Raw genomic sequence first — 17,681 nt, 5'->3', positions numbered from 1 at the left:
CGGTCATCATGGAGTGTTGGTGCGTCACTGCGGAACCGACGTCCGCCGCACCCGCCGCCACTGGCGCTGACGCCCTTAGGAGAACGCATGGAGACGCCCCCCGACCTGATCGACTTCACGGCAGGCGGCGCCCGGTCCGGAGACCTGGAGGTGGCCTGGATCCACGGCTCGGAGTCGGCGAAGCACAACACGGACCCGGACATCCAGGTCCACGCCTACGACGGGCACACGTTCATCCTGCGCCAGAACATGGCGGTCAACTACGAGGCGCCGTTCATGTTCCTGCTGTTCGGCAACGCCAGGGCCGTCCTGATCGATACCGGCGCGACCGCATCCGCGGACTTCTTCCCGCTGCGCCGCGTTGTCGACGGCCTCATGGACGCGTGGCTCGCCGCCCATCCCCGCGACGGCTACGGCCTCCTTGTCCTCCATACCCACCCGCATGGCGATCATGTCGCAGGCGATGCCCAGTTCGCCGGCCGTCCCGACACCGTTCTGGTGGATGCGGCCCGGGACAACGCCTGGGAATTCTTCGGATTCACTGACGCCAGTGACCCGGACGCCAGTGACCCGGACGCCGGCGACCCGGACGCCCGTGACTCGGACGACGGCGACCCGGACGCCAGTGACCCGGACGCCGGCGACCCGGACGCCCGCGGCGGCGCCGGTCAGCCCGCGCAGGTGGACCTCGGCGGGCGCGTCCTGGCATGCTGGCCCAGCCCGGGGCACCACAACGCGGCCGTGACGTTCTACGATCCCCACACCGGGTTCCTGCTCACCGGAGACACGGTCTATCCCGGCCGGCTCTACATCCAGGACTGGCCAGCGTTTGTGAGCACCATCGAACGGCTGATCGGGTTCTGCGCCACCCACACCGTCACCCATGTCCTGGGCTGCCACATCGAAATGTCGCGGCAGCCCGGCGTCGACTATCCGATCTTCACCACCTACCAGCCCGACGAACCACCGCTGCAGATGACCGTGGAGCAGCTCCGGCAGATCCGCCGGGCCATCGACGAGGTGGGCGGACGCCCCGGCCGGCATGTGTTTCCCGGGTTCATCCTCTGCCTCGAGGGGGAGTGAGCGGACGGTAACGCCGGCCTCCAGCCCTCAGCGCCCCCGCAGCGACGCCGCGGCCGGGACGCCGGGCGGGAAATCGGGCAGCGCCCCTGCGGGCGTGTGGAAGATCCACAACGAGAGCGCACGATAGGTGGCCCAGTCGTCGTCGGCCGCCCGCAGGGACGCGATCTCGGTGCCGTCGGGTTGCCTGGTGGTGCGGATGACCTGCAGCCGGACCGGCGCGGCCTCCGGCAACCGGAGCGTGACTGTCCCCGAAGCCGGCAGCGTGCCGTGCGGGAAGCGGACTGCGGCGCCTCCGACCGAAATGTCCAGCAGCTCTCCGCTGGTGCCCTCGGCCTCCACCGGCGCGGACACCTCCATCCGGTAGGCGTTGCGGCGGGATGTGGCGAATTCGGCGGCCCGGATCCTGCGCGTCCCGAGCACCAGGACCGCGCCGGCGAGCACCAGCCAGGCACCGGACGCCACCGTGGAACCGGGCGTCGTGCGCCAGGGCACCAGCCCGGCCAACCCGGCGGCCGCGTAAAGAATCACCGCGGAGATGAGGACAACCATCACGATCAGGATGCGCGGGGTCCGGCCCCGGAGCCGGAGGTCGGCGGCGCCCTTGGGCGTCACCTGGAACTCCAGGATGTTCCGGGACATGAGCCACCAGAGGCACGCCAGGCCGACCGGGACGCGGAAAATCCGCAGGGCGAAGGCCGTGGGCCAGTGGATTTCGTTGCGCATCAGCTGCTTGGACCCCCACAGGCGCACGGTGAACATGACCAGGAAGACCCCGGTGAAAAGCAGCGGCCCGGCGGTGGAGGTCTGCGCCCCGGACAGCATGATCACCACCGGAATCAGGAAGGCCACCAGCGTGGCGATGCCCTCCAGCCACCACAGCGTGCCGTTGAGGTACTCGTGGTAATTCCGCCACGACAGCCACCCCTTCGCCGCCCACAGCTTCTCGCGGACGAGGATCTGCATGGCGCCCATGCCCCAGCGCCGGCGCTGCAGCAGGTACTGGTCCGGCGTCGCCGGCGCGAGCCCGACGGCGAGCGTCTGGTGGTGGTAGACGGTCCGCCAGCCGCGCCGGATGAGTTTGAGCGTGGTGTGCATGTCCTCGGTGATGGTCTCGGTCGCCACGCCGCCCACCTCCTCCAGGGCGCTCAGGCGCAACAACGACGTCGACCCGCACCAGAAGGGTCCGGCGCCGGGTACGTTGCGGGACGCCATGAGGACGTTGAAGAAGGTGCCCTGCTCACCCGTGATGCCGTCGTCGTCGAACGCGCCGCCGTTGTAGAAGGACTGCGGACCCTGGATCAGGGCGATCCCGGGGTCTTCGAACCAGCCCAGGGTGGCGGTGAGGAACGTGGGCAGCGGGACGTGGTCGCAGTCCAGGACCGCGATGATGTCGATTCCCGGGCCGCCGGCGGCCTTCTCCGAGGCCATCAGGGACAGTGCGTGGTTCATGTTGCCGGCCTTGGCGTGGTCGTGGACGGCCCGTCGGACATACCGGGCGCCGTAGGCGACGCACATTTCTTCGACCCAAGGCCGGTCGCCGTCGTCGAGGACCCACGTCTCATGCGCCGGGGCCAGTTCGCAGGCCGCCGCAACCGTGGGCGTCAGAACCTCGATGGGCTCGTTGTACGTGGGGATCAGCACCGCCACCCGCATGCCGTTCGGGGCCTCCGTCACGGGCGCCGGCGGATGGCTGTCGATGTTCCACACTGACCACGCCTTCAGGATGAGTCCGGCCAGCGGCAGGGCCTCGAAGGTGACCAGGATCCAGGCGATGGCCAGGTTCCATTCACCCGACGGCATCGTGAACAGGACACGCCACGTCAGGTAGAGGACCAGGGCGGCGTTGGCCGCGATACCGCCGACATGGGCCAGCCTCCGGGACCGGGGTGCTTCCGCTCCGGGAGGGCCGAGCCGGGCGGCCCAGCCGGCAATGCCGGCCCGGGTCAGGGCTGTGGCGTCCGGTGGTACGGGCCGCGGCGCAGCGGATGTGGTTCCGTCGGACAGCCCTTGAGCCGATGCATTCTCGGCGCGCTGCCGCAGATCTTCACGCAGATTCTCACGAGGCACGTGATCTCCCTCAGCTAGATCCGGTGCTCAATGTCCGATCAGCGTAGCCGCGGCGTGGCACCCGGGACCGGATCCGCCGGAATCCTTGCGCAAAACTGCGTAGGGAGTCCGCTTCGTCCTACTGCTTTGATCTATTGCTTTGCAACGTGCTCCGCGTCCTCGGGTCCGACGAAATTGCACGAGCCGGGGTGGCGCTTGGGCAACGTGCACGTGCGCCCGGTGGGCAGGTGGACGTTGGCGCACCGGCCCGCCATGGCCACGTCTTCGCGGACATGCGTGACGTGCGTGCTGCTCTGGTCCTCGGGCGCTTCCTCGCTGCTGGTTTGTAGGGGGCTTCCGGACGCGCTCTGGTTTTGGCTGTTCACGGCTGCAACTCCTCGGGATCTGCTGTGCAGAAAAGATGGGAAGGACGCTTAGTTTTATCCGAAGTCCCCAGCTTCGCACGGGTGGGTTAACACCGGGTTACGGGTGTGTAAGGATCCCGTCTCGGCGAGGGGGCGGGTTGCAATGGCCGCGGTTTGCTGCCGCGCGGACCTTTTGCCGCCGCCCGGCTGTTCCTCATACTGGAAGGCAGATCCGCGATTCCGACAGGCGAGGACGGTGGTGACTGATGAGCAGCGGGGTCAGTGGTTCCAACAGCGCTTTCCGGCGCCGGGTGGAGCGTGCCGCGGAACTCCGGGCCGTGCGGGCCTCGGGCAGCACCGCGCAGGAGAACGACGAGCTCAACACCGCCGAGGAGGAACTCCGGCAAAAGCGCGCCAAGATCGACGACGCCGCCAAGGCCGAGTACCTGATCCGGGATGCCATGGCGCAGGGCAAGTTCGACAACCTCAAGTACGCCGGCAAACCCATTCCCGGGCTGGGCGAGGCGTACGACCCCGACTGGTGGGTCAAGGGCCTGATCCAGCGGGAGAACATCTCCGGCCTGGGCCCGAAGGCCATCCTGCTCCGCACCGAGGACGCCGAGCTCGACGCGCGGCTCGATGCCCAGTTCAGCGAAAAGCAGGTCCGCGAGATCGTGGAGGACTTCAATGCCCGGGTCATCGACGCCCGGCGGCAGCTACAGGGCGGGCCGCCCGTGATCACCAAGACGCGGGACGTCGACGTCGAACTGGACCGCTGGCGGGGCCGCCGGGCTGCCGCGGCCGCCGTCGCCCCTCCGGAGCCGGAGCCGAAGCGGCCCTGGTGGCGGCGGCTGTGGAGCGGGGCGGGCCAGGCGCCGCCGAACTAAACGCCCACAGGCTACGGGCGCCGTCGAACTCCTTCGGCTTATTACCCGGGTTACCCGGGTGCCCGCCCTTCGCAGCTGCCGCAGAGAAAACATCTAGGAGATAACAATGTCTGAACAGGAACCCGTTCTGGTTGTCGGTGCAACGGGATCGCTCGGTGGGCAGGTCGTCGACCGGCTTTTTGACCGGGGCAAGAAGGTGCGGGCGCTTGTCCGCCCGAGCTCGGACGCGGGCAAACTCGAGGCCAAGGGCGTCGAGATAGCCCGCGGCGACATGCTCGACCTCGATTCGCTCATCGCCGCGATGACCGGCGCCGCCGCTGTGATCACGACGGCGGCCGGGTACACCGGGAAGAACAAGAACGCCCACGAGATCGACACGCGGGGCAACGCCAATCTCGCCATCGCCGCCAGCAAAGCCGGGGTGCCGCGCTTCGTGCTCACCAGCATCCTCACGAGCGACCAGACACCGAATGTGCCGCATTTCTGGCACAAGAAGCTCGCCGAGGACAAACTCGAAGAACTCGGCGTCCCGTTCGTTGCCCTGCGTCCCGGTGCATTTTTCGATCAGATCGCCCAGATGGGCGGTGACCCGTTCGAGAAGGGCCGGATCGTCTGGCTTGGCTCTAAAAGCGTGCCCCTGACATTCGTTCTGGTCAGCGACGTCGCGACTTATCTCGCGGAAGCCGTTGACGCGGACATCGCCGCCGGGGAACGCATCGATCTGGGCTGGAGCCGGCCGATCAGCATGCAGGAGGGCGCTGGGCTGGTGTCGCGGCTGGCGAATAAGAAAATCAGGGTCGTGTCCATTCCCGCCGGTCTGCTCCGCGCTGTGGGCAAGGTTGCGGGAAAGTCAGCCCCGCTCATGAAAGACATGGGAGCCATGGCGGCCTGGTTCGATACCGGCCGCTACGTGGCCAAGACGAGCCGCCAGGCAGAGCTCTTCGGTCCCGCGCCAACTCCGGAAGACGCGGTCGCGCGCTTCGCTGCGCGGTTGGGCCATGGAGGAGCGCAGTCCTAATGGGTGTGGCGGGGTCCAGACTAACGGGCGGTCCCGCCGGGTCGCACGTGCGGCCGCGAGATGCCGGTCAAAGGTCCGTGGCTCCGCGGACGCAATCGGCGTAGCCTGCGCTTAGGGGAGCACTTCGCGCACCCGCGCGTCGGCACGAAACGGACGATGCCATGAAGAAATACGGCACAGATCATGATCCGCGGCCGGCGGCTTCGGCCGGGTCTGGGCGCCCGTCATCAGCCCGTGCACCGCTTCGCCTCGCCGCCACCCTGGCGTTTGCCGGCTTCACCCTGTCCGTGGTCGCCGGGTTGCTCCATGCCGATACGGCCAGCGCAAACGACCACCCGACGACGTTCGCGGAGTACGCCCGCAGCGGTATTTGGACGGCGGTCCACCTCGGCCAGTTCGCCGGCATGGCGCTTCTCATCTCCGGGCTGCTGGTCCTGCTGGTGGTCCTGAAAGCACCGAATGGGGCCATGGCCTGGACGGCCCGCTTCGGCGCTGTCGCCGTGGTCGCCGCGCTGGCACTTTACGCCGCGCTCCAAGCCGTCGACGGCGTTGCCCTCAAGCACGCCGTGGACGCCTGGGTTGCGGCCCCGGAGCCGGAGAAAGCTGCGCGGTTAGCGACGGCCGAGGGTATCCGTTGGCTGGAGTGGGGCATGCGCAGTTACCAGAGCTTCGTGCTGGGCGTGGCCCTGATCCTGACCGGTGCCGTGGTTGTCGGGGCGCGCCGCGTCTCCCGGCCGATCGGCTATCTCATGGCGCTGTCCGGGCTCGCCTACCTCGCGCAGGGCTGGATCATCGGGGCCGAAGGCTTCTCCCCGGCGAACACCATTCCCACGCTGGCGGGCATTGTCCTCATCCTCGTGTGGTCCGTGTGGCTGCTGGTCAGTGCCTGGTTCGGGAAGGACGCTCCACCCGGCGACAGGTGACTCGGCTGGCGGACCCTGTCCCCGCCCGGCCGAATTCGCCGGAAGCCTGCCAGTTCGCCGGAAAAGTCCGGCGACTTCGGAGGCATCCGGCGAATTCGCGCCCTTCAAGACCGGCGGCCGTCGGCTACTTGGCTCAGGGCAGCCGGTAGCGGATGCCCCAGCTGAGGTGCCAGGTCTCGCCGGGGGCCAGCCAGCGCAGGCCTTCGCCACTGTTGAAGGCGTCCGCCGGGGCCGTCATGGGCTCCAGCGCCACCGCCGTTACCGGGCCGCTCTCGCTGGGGAAGACACGGGTGGTGAAGGCCTGGACGTAGCCGAAGGACGCATCCATGAACAGTTGCACCTGGCGGCCGTCCGGGGCTTCCAGATAGTGCAGTGAGCTGCCGTCCGGTTCCCGGAGAACGCCGCTCCAGGCGTCGTCGAGGGCGACCTCGCGAATTAGCTGCCCTGCCCGGAAGTCGTGCTTAGTTCCGTGGACAGCCGTGGTGGCACCGGTCGGATTAAGTCGGTCGTTGACTTCGAGGTGGGCGCCGGCATTGATGACGAGCTTGAGGTCTTCCGTGGGCACAGCACCCACCCGGAGGAAAGGGTGGGCCCCCACGGCGACCGGGGCGGCCTTGGAGCCGGTATTGGTCAGGCTGTGGGTGACAAGAAGTCCATCTGCCGTGAGCTGGTAGCCGACCGAGGTCGCGAGTTGAAAGGGGTAGCCCGGTGCTGAGGTGATATCGGCGGCCAGCGTAATGCTGGCCGCCGTCCGGCGTGCTACCCGGTACGAGGCGCCGGACAGCAGCCCGTGCAGGGCGTTGCCGTTGCCGGGTTCTGTAATTTCCAGCTGCTGCGGGACACCGTCGTAGGTCCACTGGCCATCGGCCACCCGATTGGGCCACGGCACCAGGACCCAGCCGGCGCACGAGGGCGGAGCGGACTGGGCGGGGTAGTCCTGCAGGAGGGCGAGGCCGTCGATTTCCAGCGCGCGCAGGCTGGCGGCGATTTCCGTGACGACGGCTTTTTGGCTGCGGCCGTCCAACATTCCCTGCAGTTCGTAGTGCTCACCCATCGGCGAAGTTCCCTGCCTTGGCACGGTCAGCCTGTCCGTGACGCGGGTGCGGGGATGGTGCCGGGGGTTGGGCCGAGGCCTGCGGGATCGGCCAGGAATGGGGTGAAGGCCAGTTCCGCGGCGCCGATCATCATCAGATCTGACCCGAGTGCTGCGCGGTAGATCTTCGCCTGGCCCGCGGGACCGTCCATGGCCTGCGACCGCAGGATTGCATCCAACGACGCCGGGGCGAGCGCGTGCAGCGTTCCCAGGAAACCGTCCAGGACAATCGCATCGGGGTTGAAGATGTTCACGGCGTTGCGCAGGGCTATACCCAGATACGTGAGCTGGCGGCCGACTTCATCGTCCACCGCGGCGCTGCGGCTGTTCCCGAGCGCCTCTTCGAGGTCGGCGGTATCGCCGCTGCTCAACCCGGCCAGTTCCATGAGGCGGGACTGGGAGACTTCGGTTTCCAGGCAGCCCGTGGCACCGCAGTGGCAGGCGCTGCCGCCGGAACGGACAAAGGTGTGGCCGAGTTCCCCCGCGTAGCCGGAGGCACCCCTGAGCAACTGTCCGTCGGCGATGATCCCGCCGCCGATGCCGCTGGCGCCGCCGTTGAGATAGATCAGGTTCCCCTGCCCGGCACCGGCACCCGCGCCGAAAATCAGCTCGGCTTCGGCTCCGAGGGAGGCGTCGTTCGCGGCCTGGCACGGATAGCCGGTGGCCTCGCTCAGCATCCGGGCGACCGGTTCATTGCGCCAGCCCAGGTGCGGAGCGTGCCGCACGACGCCGTCGTCGCGGTTGACCAGGCCCGGCACGGCCATGCCAACGCCGGTGATCCGGTAGGACGCATCCAGCTCGGACCGCATCCCGGCGATCACGGCCGCTGCGATATTCACCGCTTCCCGGGCGCTCGGAATCCGTTCCGTTTCGAAGCGGATCTTCTTTTGCACTTTCCCGCCGAGGCTGACCAGGCCGATGGTGACGGCGTCGACCTCCGGGTTGACGGCCAGCGCCGCAATCGACGGGCTGGGGTGGACCTCGGGACTGGGCCTGCCTACCTGCCCCTCGCCGGAGGGCGCCGATTCATAGACCAGGCCCAGGGACGTGAGGTGGCCGATCAACGTTCCGACGGTGGAGCGGTTCAGCCCCGTTTGGCGGGTCAGTTGGGCGCGGCTGAGGACCCCGTGGTGATGGACGAGGGAGGTCAGCAACGACAAATTGTTGCGGCGCGACGGATCGGGCTCGCCCGTCGGCGCGGAAGCTTGGGTACGTGGAGGCATCATCGTGACAATATCAGCGGCCGAATACCGTGCGGTCCAGGAACGCGTTGCGGAATTTTCCGGCCGGATCCAGCCTGCCGGCCAGGGCTGTGAAGTCGGCAAAGCGCGGATACAGCGGGGCGAGGGCGGCGGCGCCGCCGTGGAACAGTTTGCCCCAGTGCGGCCTGGCGCCGAACGGGGCCAGTTCCGCTTCGAGGCGGGGCAGGATCGCGGTGACCGCGGGCTCGTCCCGGCGCCAGGTGAAGTGCAGGCCGATTCCGTCGCGGCCGTAGTTGGGGCTGAGCCACAGCTGGTCTGCTGCGATCGTGCGGACTTCCCCGACCAGGAGCAGGGGAGCGACGATTTTTGACAGGCCCCGCATGGTGCGGATGGCCTCCACGGCGTGCTCGCGGGGGATCAGGTATTCACTCTGCAGCTCCTCACCCTTGCTGGGGGTGAATTCCATCCGGAAGTGCGCGAGCCGGTCGGACCACGGCCCGGGAACGCCGAGTTGCTCCGTGCAGTTACTCCCGGACACGCCGGGCAACGGGTGCCGGGCCTGCGTGGCCGGGGTGCCGGAGAAGAATTCCGGGAATCCGGCGGGCAGCACCGCCTGGTCCGTGCGGTTCTTGAGCCATGCCTGGCCCACCTTCGTCCCGCTCCAGTCAGTGAACAGGCTCACGCTGTAGGCCGCGGACGTCACGTCGTCGAAGCTTTCCAGGACCTGTTCCCAGCCCAGGCCCTCAAAGACGCTCTGGACAATCTCGAAGCTGGGTTCAATGTCCAGGGTCAGGCGGCTGACGATGCCCAATGCGCCCAGTCCCACCACCATGCCGGCAAAGTCCGGGTCGCCGCGGCGCGCGGTGACCACGGCGCCGTCGGCGGTGATCAGCTCCAGCGCCGCCACGGCGGTGGCGAGGTTGCCGTTGCGGTCGCCGGAGCCGTGGGTGGCGGTAGCGACGGCGCCCGCCACCGAGATGTGCGGCAGCGAGGCGAGGTTGTGCAGGGCGAAGCCCCGGCGCTGGAGCTCTGCGGCGAGCGTCCCGTAGCGCGTGCCACCGCTGACGGTGACGGTCATGTTCTGCGCATCGACGCTGATGCCCGCGTCGAGCCTGTCCAGCACCACCAAGGTGCCGGCGGTGTCCGCAATGTCGTTGAACGAATGGCGGGACCCCAGCGCACGGATCTTCGCGGCACCCGTAACCAGGTCCTGCAGCTCGGCCACGCTGGCCGGATGGGCTATCTGCGGTGCCTGGTAGCCGTAGTTCCCCGCCCAGTTGCGTTCGGTCACCATCTGATCGATCACGGTTGCATCCTTCGCTCGGGGCTCTTTGCCCACGTCACAGCCATAGTGGTGCCGCGGACACGGCCGGTTTTGCTGTTTGTCACAACATAACAGTCGCGCAAAGATTCCGCTACAGCGAGTACCACATTGCCGGATTGGCACTGGAGCGAGTGGTTGACATCACGAAAATCCATAATATGTTTGTCTCTAGAACAATTCATTCTGAACCTGACCAATCGACGACCACCCCCTACCCTCGGAGCATTCAATGGCGATTCAGCCCACCCGTGACGACAAGTTTTCCTTCGGCCTCTGGACGGTGGGCTGGGAGGCCCAGGACCAGTTCGGCTCCGCCACCCGCCCGCCGCTGGACACGGTGGAAGCCGTCAACAGGCTCAGCGACCTCGGCGCCTACGGCATCACCTTCCACGACAACGACCTCTTTCCCTTCGGCTGCTCCGCGGCTGACCGCCAGCGCGAAATCGACCGGCTGACCGGCGCGCTGAAGGCCACCGGGATGATCGTCCCGATGGTCACCACCAACCTCTTCAGCCACCCCGTCTTCAAGGACGGCGGCTTCACCAGCAACGACCGCGGCGTCCGGCGCTTCGCCTTGCGCAAGGTCCTGGACAACATTGACCTCGCCGCCGAACTCGGTGCGGAAACCTTCGTCATGTGGGGCGGCCGGGAAGGCAGCGAATACGACGCCGCAAAGGACATCCGCGGCGCCCTGGAACGCTACCGCGAAGCCGTGAACCTGCTGGGCGACTACGTCACGGACAAGGGGTACAACATCCGGTTCGCCATCGAGCCCAAGCCCAACGAACCCCGCGGCGACATCCTCCTGCCCACCCTGGGCCACGCCCTGGCGTTCATCGAAACCCTCGAGCGCCCCGAGCTGGTGGGCATCAACCCCGAGACCGGGCACGAGCAGATGGCCGGACTGAACTTCACCCACGGCATCGCCCAGGCGCTCTACCAGGGCAAGCTCTTCCACATCGACCTCAACGGCCAGCGCAGCATCAAGTTCGACCAGGACCTGGTGTTCGGCCACGGCGACCTGCAGAACGCGTTTTCCCTCGTGGACCTGCTCGAAAACGGCGGCCCCGACGGCGGACCGGCCTACGACGGCCCGCGCCACTTCGACTACAAGCCCAGCCGCACCGAGGACATCGACGGCGTATGGGACTCCGCGGCCGCCAACATGCAGACCTACCTGCTGCTCAAGGAACGCGCCAAGGCCTTCCGCGCCGACCCCGAGGTCCAGGCCGCGCTGCAGGCCTCCCGCGTGGCGGAAATCAACGAACCCACCCTCAACCCGGGCGAAGGCTACGAACAGCTCCGCGCCGACCGCGCCTCCTACGAGGACTTCGACGCCGACGCCTACTTCGGCGGCAAGGGCTTCGGCTTCGTGAAGCTGCAGCAGCTCTTCATCGAGCACCTGCTCGGCGCCCGCTAAGACCGTGACGGCTGCTCCTATGAACCTTGTTGCCGGCGTCGACTCCTCCACCCAAAGCTGCAAAGTGGTGGTCCTCGACGCCGGCACCGGCACGCTGGTCCGCCAGGGCCGGGCCGCCCACCCGGACGGAACGGAAGTCCACCCGGACCACTGGTGGCGGGCCTTGTCAGCGGCGTTCGACGACGCCGGCGGGCTGGCGGACGTCAGCGCGCTCTCGGTGGGGGGCCAGCAGCACGGCATGGTGCTGCTGGACCACGCCGGCAACGTAGTGCGCCCGGCGCTGCTGTGGAACGACACCCGATCGGCGTCGGCGGCGGCCGCACTCACCGATGAAGTGGGGGCGGAGGACTTTGCCCGCAGGACCGGGCTGGTCCCGGTGGCCTCCTTCACCATCACCAAGATCCGCTGGGTCCGGGACCACGAACCGGACCTGGCGGACCGGGTGGCGGCTGTTGCGCTGCCCCACGACTGGCTGACCTGGCGGCTCCGCGGTTACGGTCCGGCAGCAGCCAGCCCGCTGGGCCCGGATCTGGACCAGCTCACCACCGACCGCTCCGAGGCCAGCGGCACCGGATACTGGAGCCCTTCGGCCGGCGAATACGATCTGGAGCTGTTCAAACTGGCCTTCGGCCGGGACGCCAGGCAGGCCAGCGGGGGTGCCGGGCACCGGGATCCAGGCACCGTGGTTCTGCCGCGGGTGCTTGGCCCCGGGGACGCCGCCGGGGCGGTCCACCCCGGCTGCTTCGGTTCCGCGACTCAGTTGCCCGGCCAGTCCGGATCAAGCCCGGCCGGACCCGGTCACCGCATTCTCCTCGGCGCCGGCGCCGGGGACAACGCGGCCGCCGCCCTCGGTCTGGGGGCCGAACCCGGTGACGTGGTGGTGTCCGTTGGCACCAGCGGCACGGTGTTCTCGGTGGCGTCCCGTGCCGTCGCCGATCCCAGCGGAACGGTGGCGGGCTTCGCGGACGCCAGCGGAGAATACCTGCCCATCGCCGTCACGCTGAATGCCGCGCGCGTGCTCGGCTCCGTGGCAGGCATCCTGGGCGTGGACTTCGACGAACTTGCGCGACTTGCCCTGGGCGCCGAACCCGGCGCCGGCGGCGTGGTGCTGGTGCCGTATTTCGAAGGTGAGCGCACGCCCAACCTGCCCCACGCCAAAGCCAGCTTCCACGGGCTCAGCATTGCCTCCAGCACCAGGAGCAATCTGGCCCGGGCCGCCATCGAAGGCATGCTCTGCGGGCTGTCCGGCGGCCTGGATGCCCTCCGCGCCCAAGGGAGCCCCGCAACACGGCTGCTGCTGATCGGCGGCGCCGTGCAGAACCCCGCGGTGCAGGCCATCTCGGCCCAGGTCTTCGACCTGCCGGTCGTGGTCCCGAGCCCGGGGGAGTACGTGGCCAGGGGTGCTGCCGTCCAGGCAGCCTGGGCGTCCAGCGGCAACCGGCCGGCCTGGCCGGTCGCGGTGGACGCCGCGCCCGCCCCGGACTTCCACCCAGCCATCAGGCAAAACTACCTGCGGGCGAGCAGTCGCGATGACCCCGGCAACTGAGCCGCTGCTGGCCGTAACAGTGCTGCTGGCCTCCGGCCACCAGGATCCGCCCGGTTTCCGCCGTGCCAACGGCGACTAGTGCCGCGGAATCTCCGGTTCCGGGTCCCCGGCGGCGGGAGCGGCCGTCGACTCCCGGACCACCAAGTGGGTGGCGAGTTCGACCCGCCGCGAGTCGAGCTCCTCGTTGTTGGCCAGCCGGAGGACGGCGCGCAGTGCGGCGCGGCCCATCTCCTGCAGCGGCTGCGTCACGGTAGTCAGGGCGGGGATGGACTGCTCCGCTTGGTACGTGCCGTCGAAGCCCACCACGCTCAGGTCTTCGGGGATCCGCAGCCCGTGCCGCCGGGCTTCGGCCAGGACGCCGAGGCCAATGCTGTCACTCCCCGCGAAGATGGCGGTGGGGGCTCGGGGAGGGCCATGAGCGCCTTGAGCGAGCGGATTCCGTGTTCGGGGCGGAATTTGTCCAGCATGACGTAGTCGGGCCTGATCTGGACTCCGCCGGCCGTGAGTGCCGCCATATAGCCATGGAGGCGGGCCTGGTTGCATTCGGCCGATTCCGGTCCGCCAATGTAAGCGATCCGCCGGTGGCCGAGGCCGAGCAAGTGCTCCGTGGCTTCCTTGCCGCCCGCCCAGTTCGTGGCCCCCACACTGACAACCTCCGACGGCGGCGGGTTGAGCGGATCGATCACCACCACCGGGATGTGCCGCCGGCGGAAGGCGCTCAACTGGGCCGTACTGAAGCCGGACGTCACCACAATCCCGGCGGCCGCGGACCATCCGATCACTGCCGGTCTCGGCGACTTCGATCTCGTCACCGAACAGTACTGGGTCCTCGCCGACGACTACATCGACGTCCTGGCCACCACCACCCAGAAGGTTCGCGAATGGGACCCCTGGCACCGGGAAGTCACCTCGCCCGCCGTCTGGACCCGGCAGTGGGGCAAGGGCAGGATCTTCGTCTGCACCCCGGGACACCGCGTCGAAATCCTCCAGGACAGCAACGTCCGCACCATCATCGAAAGGGGCCTGCTGTGGGCAAGCCGTTAAACGTTGGAATCATCGGCTGTGGAGCCATCATCGCCCAGTACCTGGTCAACTTCCGCCGGCTCGAGGACATCAACCTCGTCGCCGTCGCGGACCTTGACCCGTCCCGGGCGCAGGCAGTTGCCGACTCGTACGACGGCGTCCGGGCGCTCACAGTCGACGCGCTCCTGGCCGCCGACGACGTCGAACTCGTCCTGAACCTGACCATTCCCGCGGCGCACGCCGAGATCGCCCTCCGCGCCATTGCCGCCGGCAAATCCGTCTACGGCGAGAAGCCGTTGGCGGCAACCACAGCGGAGGCCTGCCAGGTCCTCGACGCCGCCCGGGCAGCCGGCGTCGTGGTCGGCTGCGCCCCGGACACCGTGCTCGGGACCGGGATCCAGACCGCACGGAAAGCCATCGACGACGGACTGATCGGCCGGCCCATCTCCGCGACCGCCACCATGGTCACCCCGGGGCATGAGCGCTGGCACCCGAACCCGGACTTCTATTACCAGCCCGGCGGCGGCCCGCTGCTGGACATGGGACCCTACTACGTCTCGGCCCTGGTCACCCTGCTCGGACCCGTGGTCTCGGTGATCGGTGCGGCCAGCCACACCCGCGACGAGCGGACCATCGGTTCGGGCCCACGCGAAGGCCAGAACGTGCCCGTGGCAACCGACACCCACGTCACCGGCGTCCTGGTCCACGCCTCGGGCGCCCTGTCCACGCTGGTGATGAGCTTCGACGCCGTGAAGACCAAGAGCCCCAACATCGAAATCCACGGTGAGCACGGCTCCCTCGTGGTCCCGGATCCCAACCACTTCGACGGCGACGTGCAGCTCTTCGCCCTCGGTGCAGACGACTGGGAGACCCTGCCCGTCTCCGCGGGCTATGTGGAATCGGGGCGGGGCTTCGGCATCTCCGATCTCATCCGCACGCCTGCGGGCCAGGAACCCAGGGCGGGCGGTGCCCTGGCATTGCACGCCCTGGAGGTGATGGAGTCCGTGCTGGAGTCGGCGCACACGGGTGCGCCGGTCCGGATCGGCAGCACGGTTGCCCGCCCTGCCCCCGTTGAGCTGACCGACCTGACTGCGGCGGCCGTGGGGGTCTCCTCCTAGCGCCCACTCAGGCACGCACGGCTGAATTCGCCGGAAACCTGCCCGTTCGCCGGAAAAGTCCGGCGACCTCGCAGCCTTCCGGCGAATTCGTGCGCCCGGGCCAGGGCGGGTCAGATGGTGCGCTGAGCCTTGGCGAGGTTCTCCGTGAGCTCGGCCGCGTTCTGCCGGATCACGTAGGCCGGGCGGTCCCGTTCCGTGCGCCAGCTTTCGGCGAGCGGGCCCATGTTGACGGTGTCGAAGCCGAATTCGTCGTAGAGCCTGGTCACCAGCTCGGCCGCTTCCGGGAAGTCGCTCGCCGTGGCCATGGCACGGCGGTTCGGGGTGCCGGCCGGCGTCCCGTCCGTGGTGATCTGGGAGAACATGATGTGGTTGAAAGCCTTGGCCACCTTGGACTGGGGAAGGTGCTCCTGCAGCAGGCCGGAGGTGGTGGCCTCGCCGGCATCCAGGGCCGGGATATGCCCGTCACGTTCCCAGTAGTAGTTGTTGGTGTCGAGGACGATCTTGCCGGCCAGCGGTTCCACGGGGACGTCCGGGAGGCTCCTGAGCGGCACGGTGACGACGGCGAAGTCGCCGGCTGCGGCCGCCTCGGCCGGCGTCGCGGCCCGGGCCTTGGGCCCCAGTTCCGCGACGAGGTCCGCCAGGGTCTCCGGACCGCGCGAGTTGCTGATCACGACGTCGTAGCCGAGCTCCACGGCCTTGCGGGCGATCTGGCCGCCGATGTGTCCTGCACCGATGATTCCGATTGTTGTCATGCCGGAGCAACACCCGGGCAGGCGAAGATATTTCGCCGGTTAAGGACGCTGTGCGGCTGGGACCGTCAGGCCACCGGCCGGGGCAGGCGAGTCCAATTCGCCGGAAGCCTCCCCGCTCGCCGGAAAGTTCCGGCGAGCCCGCAGGGTTCCGGCGAATTCGCGCGTAGAGAGGCTAGCGCGCAGGGAGGCTGGCGCGTAAGGGGGGGGGGGGGGCTAGGCCGTGGGGCCCGGTTCGTCGTCGGTGTCCGGGCCTTCTGCCGCGTCCTGGGAATGGGCGCGGTCGTCGAAGGGTTCAGCCGTTGCATCACCTTCGGCGGGGGTCTCGCTGTGATGACGCTCGGGCGCCTGTGAGTCGTCGCTCATGTCCGCTCCTTAGCTGCTCCTGCGGTGGATTGCTGGCTATTTGAACATCTAGCTCCCGCAGCGAGAGGGCTGTCAAGGGCCCCTGGATCCTGGGGATTCAGGGCGTCCGGCCGCCGGGACGGCTGGAATCCCGTTTGACTTCCTTGCGGGGACGCAGGGCATAGTCGCGGGACCGCTTGCTGGAGAGCGCCAGAAGCAACAGGATGTCCAGGGTCAGGCCGGGGAGATTGGACTTCAGGGTGATGTCCGGGCCGCCGTAGAAAACATCGACGGCCTGGAAGCAGATGGCAGCCGTGCTCAGCGCCATGGCCACCGTCCGGGCCCAGTTTCGGCCGAGGAACACGAACCACGCCAGCAGGATCTCGGCCACGGCAAAGAGCAGGACAAGCACCGTTGCGGCGCTGACGGCCAATTCCGCCTGGGCCTCCGTGACCGCCGGGCCGGCCACGGGCTGCACCAGTGAGCCGACGTGCGCGTCCTTGAAGAGCACCAGCGACAGGGCCAGCAGCACGGCCGCCGCCGCGCGGGCACCGACGAAGGCCGCCCCGACAATCGTGGTCGAAGGACGCCTGGTGCGGCCCTCGCCCGGGGCCGTGACGGACGCAAGCAAGCCCGCAGCGGTCGGCTCCGCGACGGTCTGCCTGAGATCGACGATCGGGAGATTGCCGTCGGTGGTGATGGTGTCACCCCCGCCGTTGCGCGCGTGATAGCCGGTGGAAAAATCACGGATCACCCTGAGCCCGGCCGCGGGATCGGCCCCGGTAATGGCGCCGACCACATGGTCGCGTTCGGCGTCGGTGTTCTCATCGATCTTGTGGGTGATCTGCAGGGTAAACAGGGACAGCCCGACGCTGCGGTCATACGTGCCGGCCGCCAACCAGTCGACGGCCAGCCCGCCCGGCAGCAGCCAGCCGGGCGGGCACCGCCAGAAGCGGACGTGGTGCCGTTTGCCCGGGGTGCCGTCGACTTCCTGCTGGTAGGCAAAATCCTGCTGGCGGCCGAACAGGAACAGCGGACTGACCGGGGCCTCGAGATAGCTGCGGCGCAGGAGGGTAGAGGAGACGATCCGCCGGCTGCTGGCCAGGGTCACGTCATCGGCCCTTGTCCAGCCCGCGGACCGCATCACGCCATGGATCTGCGGTTCCGATCCCAGCAGGGCTATGTTCACGGGATCACCCAGCAGCCCGTCGCTGGTGCGCGCCCGGCCGATGAAGTAGTCCGGAACGTAGAGCCGGGTCAGGATCCGGTGCAGACGGGGAAGCACCAGATAGGCGAGCAGGGCCCAGAAGATGAAGAGGAACCAGACCTGCGCCCAGCCCCATTCGAAGCTCAACTGCACCAGCAGCGCGGTCAGCCACACAGCCGCAACGCCGCCCACCACGAAGAACACGCTGTCCAGCACGGAGTACGGCACCGCTTCGGCGGGAGCTGTGACCTCAACCGCTGCCTTGGTCATGGCCGCCATACTACGCCCGCTATCGACGGAGGGCTGGCTCGAAAGATGAATCTTCTGGCCCC

General features: G+C 68.4%; 15 protein-coding genes and 2 pseudogenes. 8 read left to right on the top strand and 9 right to left on the bottom strand.

Going from position 1 to position 17,681, the window contains the following annotated elements; translation table 11 throughout:
- Nucleotides 1–87 precede the first annotated feature (87 nt).
- Nucleotides 88–1,083 carry an MBL fold metallo-hydrolase gene (locus AC1D1W_RS02675; RefSeq protein ID WP_476942853.1) on the top strand — a complete coding sequence of 332 codons (996 nt, stop codon included), beginning with the start codon at nt 88–90 and terminating at the stop codon, nt 1,081–1,083.
- Nucleotides 1,084–1,110: 27 nt separating this feature from the next.
- Here the strand turns inward: AC1D1W_RS02675 and AC1D1W_RS02670 are convergent, their stop codons facing one another.
- Both AC1D1W_RS02670 and AC1D1W_RS02665 read right to left on the bottom strand, forming a co-directional pair.
- A complete protein-coding gene (locus AC1D1W_RS02670; RefSeq protein WP_476942852.1) occupies nt 1,111–3,150 on the bottom strand; it encodes a glycosyltransferase family 2 protein in 2,040 nt (679 codons plus the stop codon).
- Between the two features lie 131 nt (nt 3,151–3,281).
- On the bottom strand, nt 3,282–3,515 hold the full coding sequence (locus AC1D1W_RS02665; protein WP_243181674.1) for a hypothetical protein: 234 nt from the start codon (nt 3,513–3,515) through the stop codon (nt 3,282–3,284).
- Between the two features lie 245 nt (nt 3,516–3,760).
- Here AC1D1W_RS02665 and AC1D1W_RS02660 point away from each other — a divergent pair, with 245 nt between their 5' ends.
- From AC1D1W_RS02660 to AC1D1W_RS02650, 3 genes are all read left to right on the top strand, one after another.
- Nucleotides 3,761–4,381, top strand: coding sequence for a DnaJ family domain-containing protein (locus AC1D1W_RS02660; RefSeq protein WP_243181675.1), 621 nt, complete (start codon nt 3,761–3,763; stop codon nt 4,379–4,381).
- Nucleotides 4,382–4,487: 106 nt separating this feature from the next.
- Entirely contained in the window at nt 4,488–5,399 is a 912-nt protein-coding gene (locus AC1D1W_RS02655) for an SDR family oxidoreductase (protein WP_243181676.1), read from the top strand.
- 161 nt (nt 5,400–5,560) lie between these two features.
- The gene (locus AC1D1W_RS02650) at nt 5,561–6,322 is read left to right on the top strand and encodes a DUF4386 family protein (RefSeq protein ID WP_243181677.1); all 762 of its coding nucleotides are present in this window, start codon (nt 5,561–5,563) and stop codon (nt 6,320–6,322) included.
- A 133-nt stretch (nt 6,323–6,455) separates the two neighbouring features.
- Here the strand turns inward: AC1D1W_RS02650 and AC1D1W_RS02645 are convergent, their stop codons facing one another.
- The 3 genes from AC1D1W_RS02645 to AC1D1W_RS02635 all read right to left on the bottom strand — a co-directional run bounded on the left by AC1D1W_RS02645 (nt 6,456) and on the right by AC1D1W_RS02635 (nt 9,911).
- Nucleotides 6,456–7,376, bottom strand: coding sequence for an aldose 1-epimerase family protein (locus tag AC1D1W_RS02645; protein WP_476942851.1), 921 nt, complete (start codon nt 7,374–7,376; stop codon nt 6,456–6,458).
- A 26-nt stretch (nt 7,377–7,402) separates the two neighbouring features.
- Nucleotides 7,403–8,569, bottom strand: coding sequence for an ROK family protein (locus AC1D1W_RS02640; RefSeq protein ID WP_476942850.1), 1,167 nt, complete (start codon nt 8,567–8,569; stop codon nt 7,403–7,405).
- An 82-nt stretch (nt 8,570–8,651) separates the two neighbouring features.
- Entirely contained in the window at nt 8,652–9,911 is a 1,260-nt protein-coding gene (locus tag AC1D1W_RS02635) for an FAD-binding protein (RefSeq protein WP_476942917.1), read from the bottom strand.
- 259 nt (nt 9,912–10,170) lie between these two features.
- On the opposite strand from AC1D1W_RS02635, the gene xylA reads away from it, so the two are divergent.
- Together xylA and AC1D1W_RS02625 are read left to right on the top strand one after the other, a co-directional pair.
- Complete coding sequence (gene xylA / locus AC1D1W_RS02630) at nt 10,171–11,361, top strand: xylose isomerase (RefSeq protein ID WP_223981120.1); 1,191 nt, start codon at nt 10,171–10,173, stop codon at nt 11,359–11,361.
- 19 nt (nt 11,362–11,380) lie between these two features.
- Complete coding sequence (locus AC1D1W_RS02625) at nt 11,381–12,907, top strand: xylulokinase (RefSeq protein WP_476942849.1); 1,527 nt, start codon at nt 11,381–11,383, stop codon at nt 12,905–12,907.
- A 75-nt stretch (nt 12,908–12,982) separates the two neighbouring features.
- Here AC1D1W_RS02625 and AC1D1W_RS02620 read toward each other — a convergent pair.
- Nucleotides 12,983–13,671 (bottom strand): annotated as a pseudogene (locus AC1D1W_RS02620) (substrate-binding domain-containing protein); the annotation flags it as partial.
- Between AC1D1W_RS02620 and AC1D1W_RS02615 the strand changes: the two are divergent.
- Together AC1D1W_RS02615 and AC1D1W_RS02610 are read left to right on the top strand one after the other, a co-directional pair.
- A pseudogene (locus tag AC1D1W_RS02615) lies at nt 13,652–13,951 on the top strand (ThuA domain-containing protein); the annotation flags it as partial. The pseudogenes AC1D1W_RS02620 and AC1D1W_RS02615 overlap by 20 nt on opposite strands.
- The gene (locus AC1D1W_RS02610) at nt 13,936–15,048 is read left to right on the top strand and encodes a Gfo/Idh/MocA family protein (protein ID WP_476942848.1); all 1,113 of its coding nucleotides are present in this window, start codon (nt 13,936–13,938) and stop codon (nt 15,046–15,048) included. The pseudogene AC1D1W_RS02615 and the gene AC1D1W_RS02610, both read left to right, overlap by 16 nt.
- A 110-nt stretch (nt 15,049–15,158) precedes the next feature.
- Here the strand turns inward: AC1D1W_RS02610 and AC1D1W_RS02605 are convergent, their stop codons facing one another.
- The 3 genes from AC1D1W_RS02605 to AC1D1W_RS02595 all read right to left on the bottom strand — a co-directional run bounded on the left by AC1D1W_RS02605 (nt 15,159) and on the right by AC1D1W_RS02595 (nt 17,619).
- Nucleotides 15,159–15,800 carry an NADPH-dependent F420 reductase gene (locus AC1D1W_RS02605; protein WP_476942847.1) on the bottom strand — a complete coding sequence of 214 codons (642 nt, stop codon included), beginning with the start codon at nt 15,798–15,800 and terminating at the stop codon, nt 15,159–15,161.
- Between the two features lie 213 nt (nt 15,801–16,013).
- Nucleotides 16,014–16,163, bottom strand: a complete 150-nt coding sequence (locus AC1D1W_RS02600; protein WP_164468554.1) for a hypothetical protein — start codon at nt 16,161–16,163, stop codon at nt 16,014–16,016.
- 97 nt (nt 16,164–16,260) lie between these two features.
- Nucleotides 16,261–17,619 (bottom strand): LssY C-terminal domain-containing protein, encoded by a 1,359-nt coding sequence (locus tag AC1D1W_RS02595; RefSeq protein WP_476942846.1) that lies wholly within the window; start codon nt 17,617–17,619, stop codon nt 16,261–16,263.
- Nucleotides 17,620–17,681 lie beyond the last annotated feature (62 nt).

It is taken from the genome of Arthrobacter sp. P1_B4 (assembly GCF_056406555.1).
Note: the sequence above shows the minus strand (reverse complement) of the source record. Positions and strands in the feature narration are given on the sequence as shown.

What these genes read in the sequence shown, in the direction of transcription:
- AC1D1W_RS02675 (WP_476942853.1), top strand. Translation starts at nt 88, where the DNA reads ATGGAGACGCCCCCCGACCTGATCGACTTCACGGCAGGCGGCGCCCGG.
- AC1D1W_RS02660 (WP_243181675.1), top strand. Translation starts at nt 3,761, where the DNA reads ATGAGCAGCGGGGTCAGTGGTTCCAACAGCGCTTTCCGGCGCCGGGTG.
- AC1D1W_RS02655 (WP_243181676.1), top strand. Translation starts at nt 4,488, where the DNA reads ATGTCTGAACAGGAACCCGTTCTGGTTGTCGGTGCAACGGGATCGCTC.
- AC1D1W_RS02650 (WP_243181677.1), top strand. Translation starts at nt 5,561, where the DNA reads ATGAAGAAATACGGCACAGATCATGATCCGCGGCCGGCGGCTTCGGCC.
- AC1D1W_RS02645 (WP_476942851.1), bottom strand. Translation starts at nt 7,376, where the DNA reads ATGGGTGAGCACTACGAACTGCAGGGAATGTTGGACGGCCGCAGCCAA.
- AC1D1W_RS02635 (WP_476942917.1), bottom strand. Translation starts at nt 9,911, where the DNA reads ATGGTGACCGAACGCAACTGGGCGGGGAACTACGGCTACCAGGCACCG.
- xylA (WP_223981120.1), top strand. Translation starts at nt 10,171, where the DNA reads ATGGCGATTCAGCCCACCCGTGACGACAAGTTTTCCTTCGGCCTCTGG.
- AC1D1W_RS02625 (WP_476942849.1), top strand. Translation starts at nt 11,381, where the DNA reads ATGAACCTTGTTGCCGGCGTCGACTCCTCCACCCAAAGCTGCAAAGTG.
- AC1D1W_RS02605 (WP_476942847.1), bottom strand. Translation starts at nt 15,800, where the DNA reads ATGACAACAATCGGAATCATCGGTGCAGGACACATCGGCGGCCAGATC.
- AC1D1W_RS02600 (WP_164468554.1), bottom strand. Translation starts at nt 16,163, where the DNA reads ATGAGCGACGACTCACAGGCGCCCGAGCGTCATCACAGCGAGACCCCC.
- AC1D1W_RS02595 (WP_476942846.1), bottom strand. Translation starts at nt 17,619, where the DNA reads ATGACCAAGGCAGCGGTTGAGGTCACAGCTCCCGCCGAAGCGGTGCCG.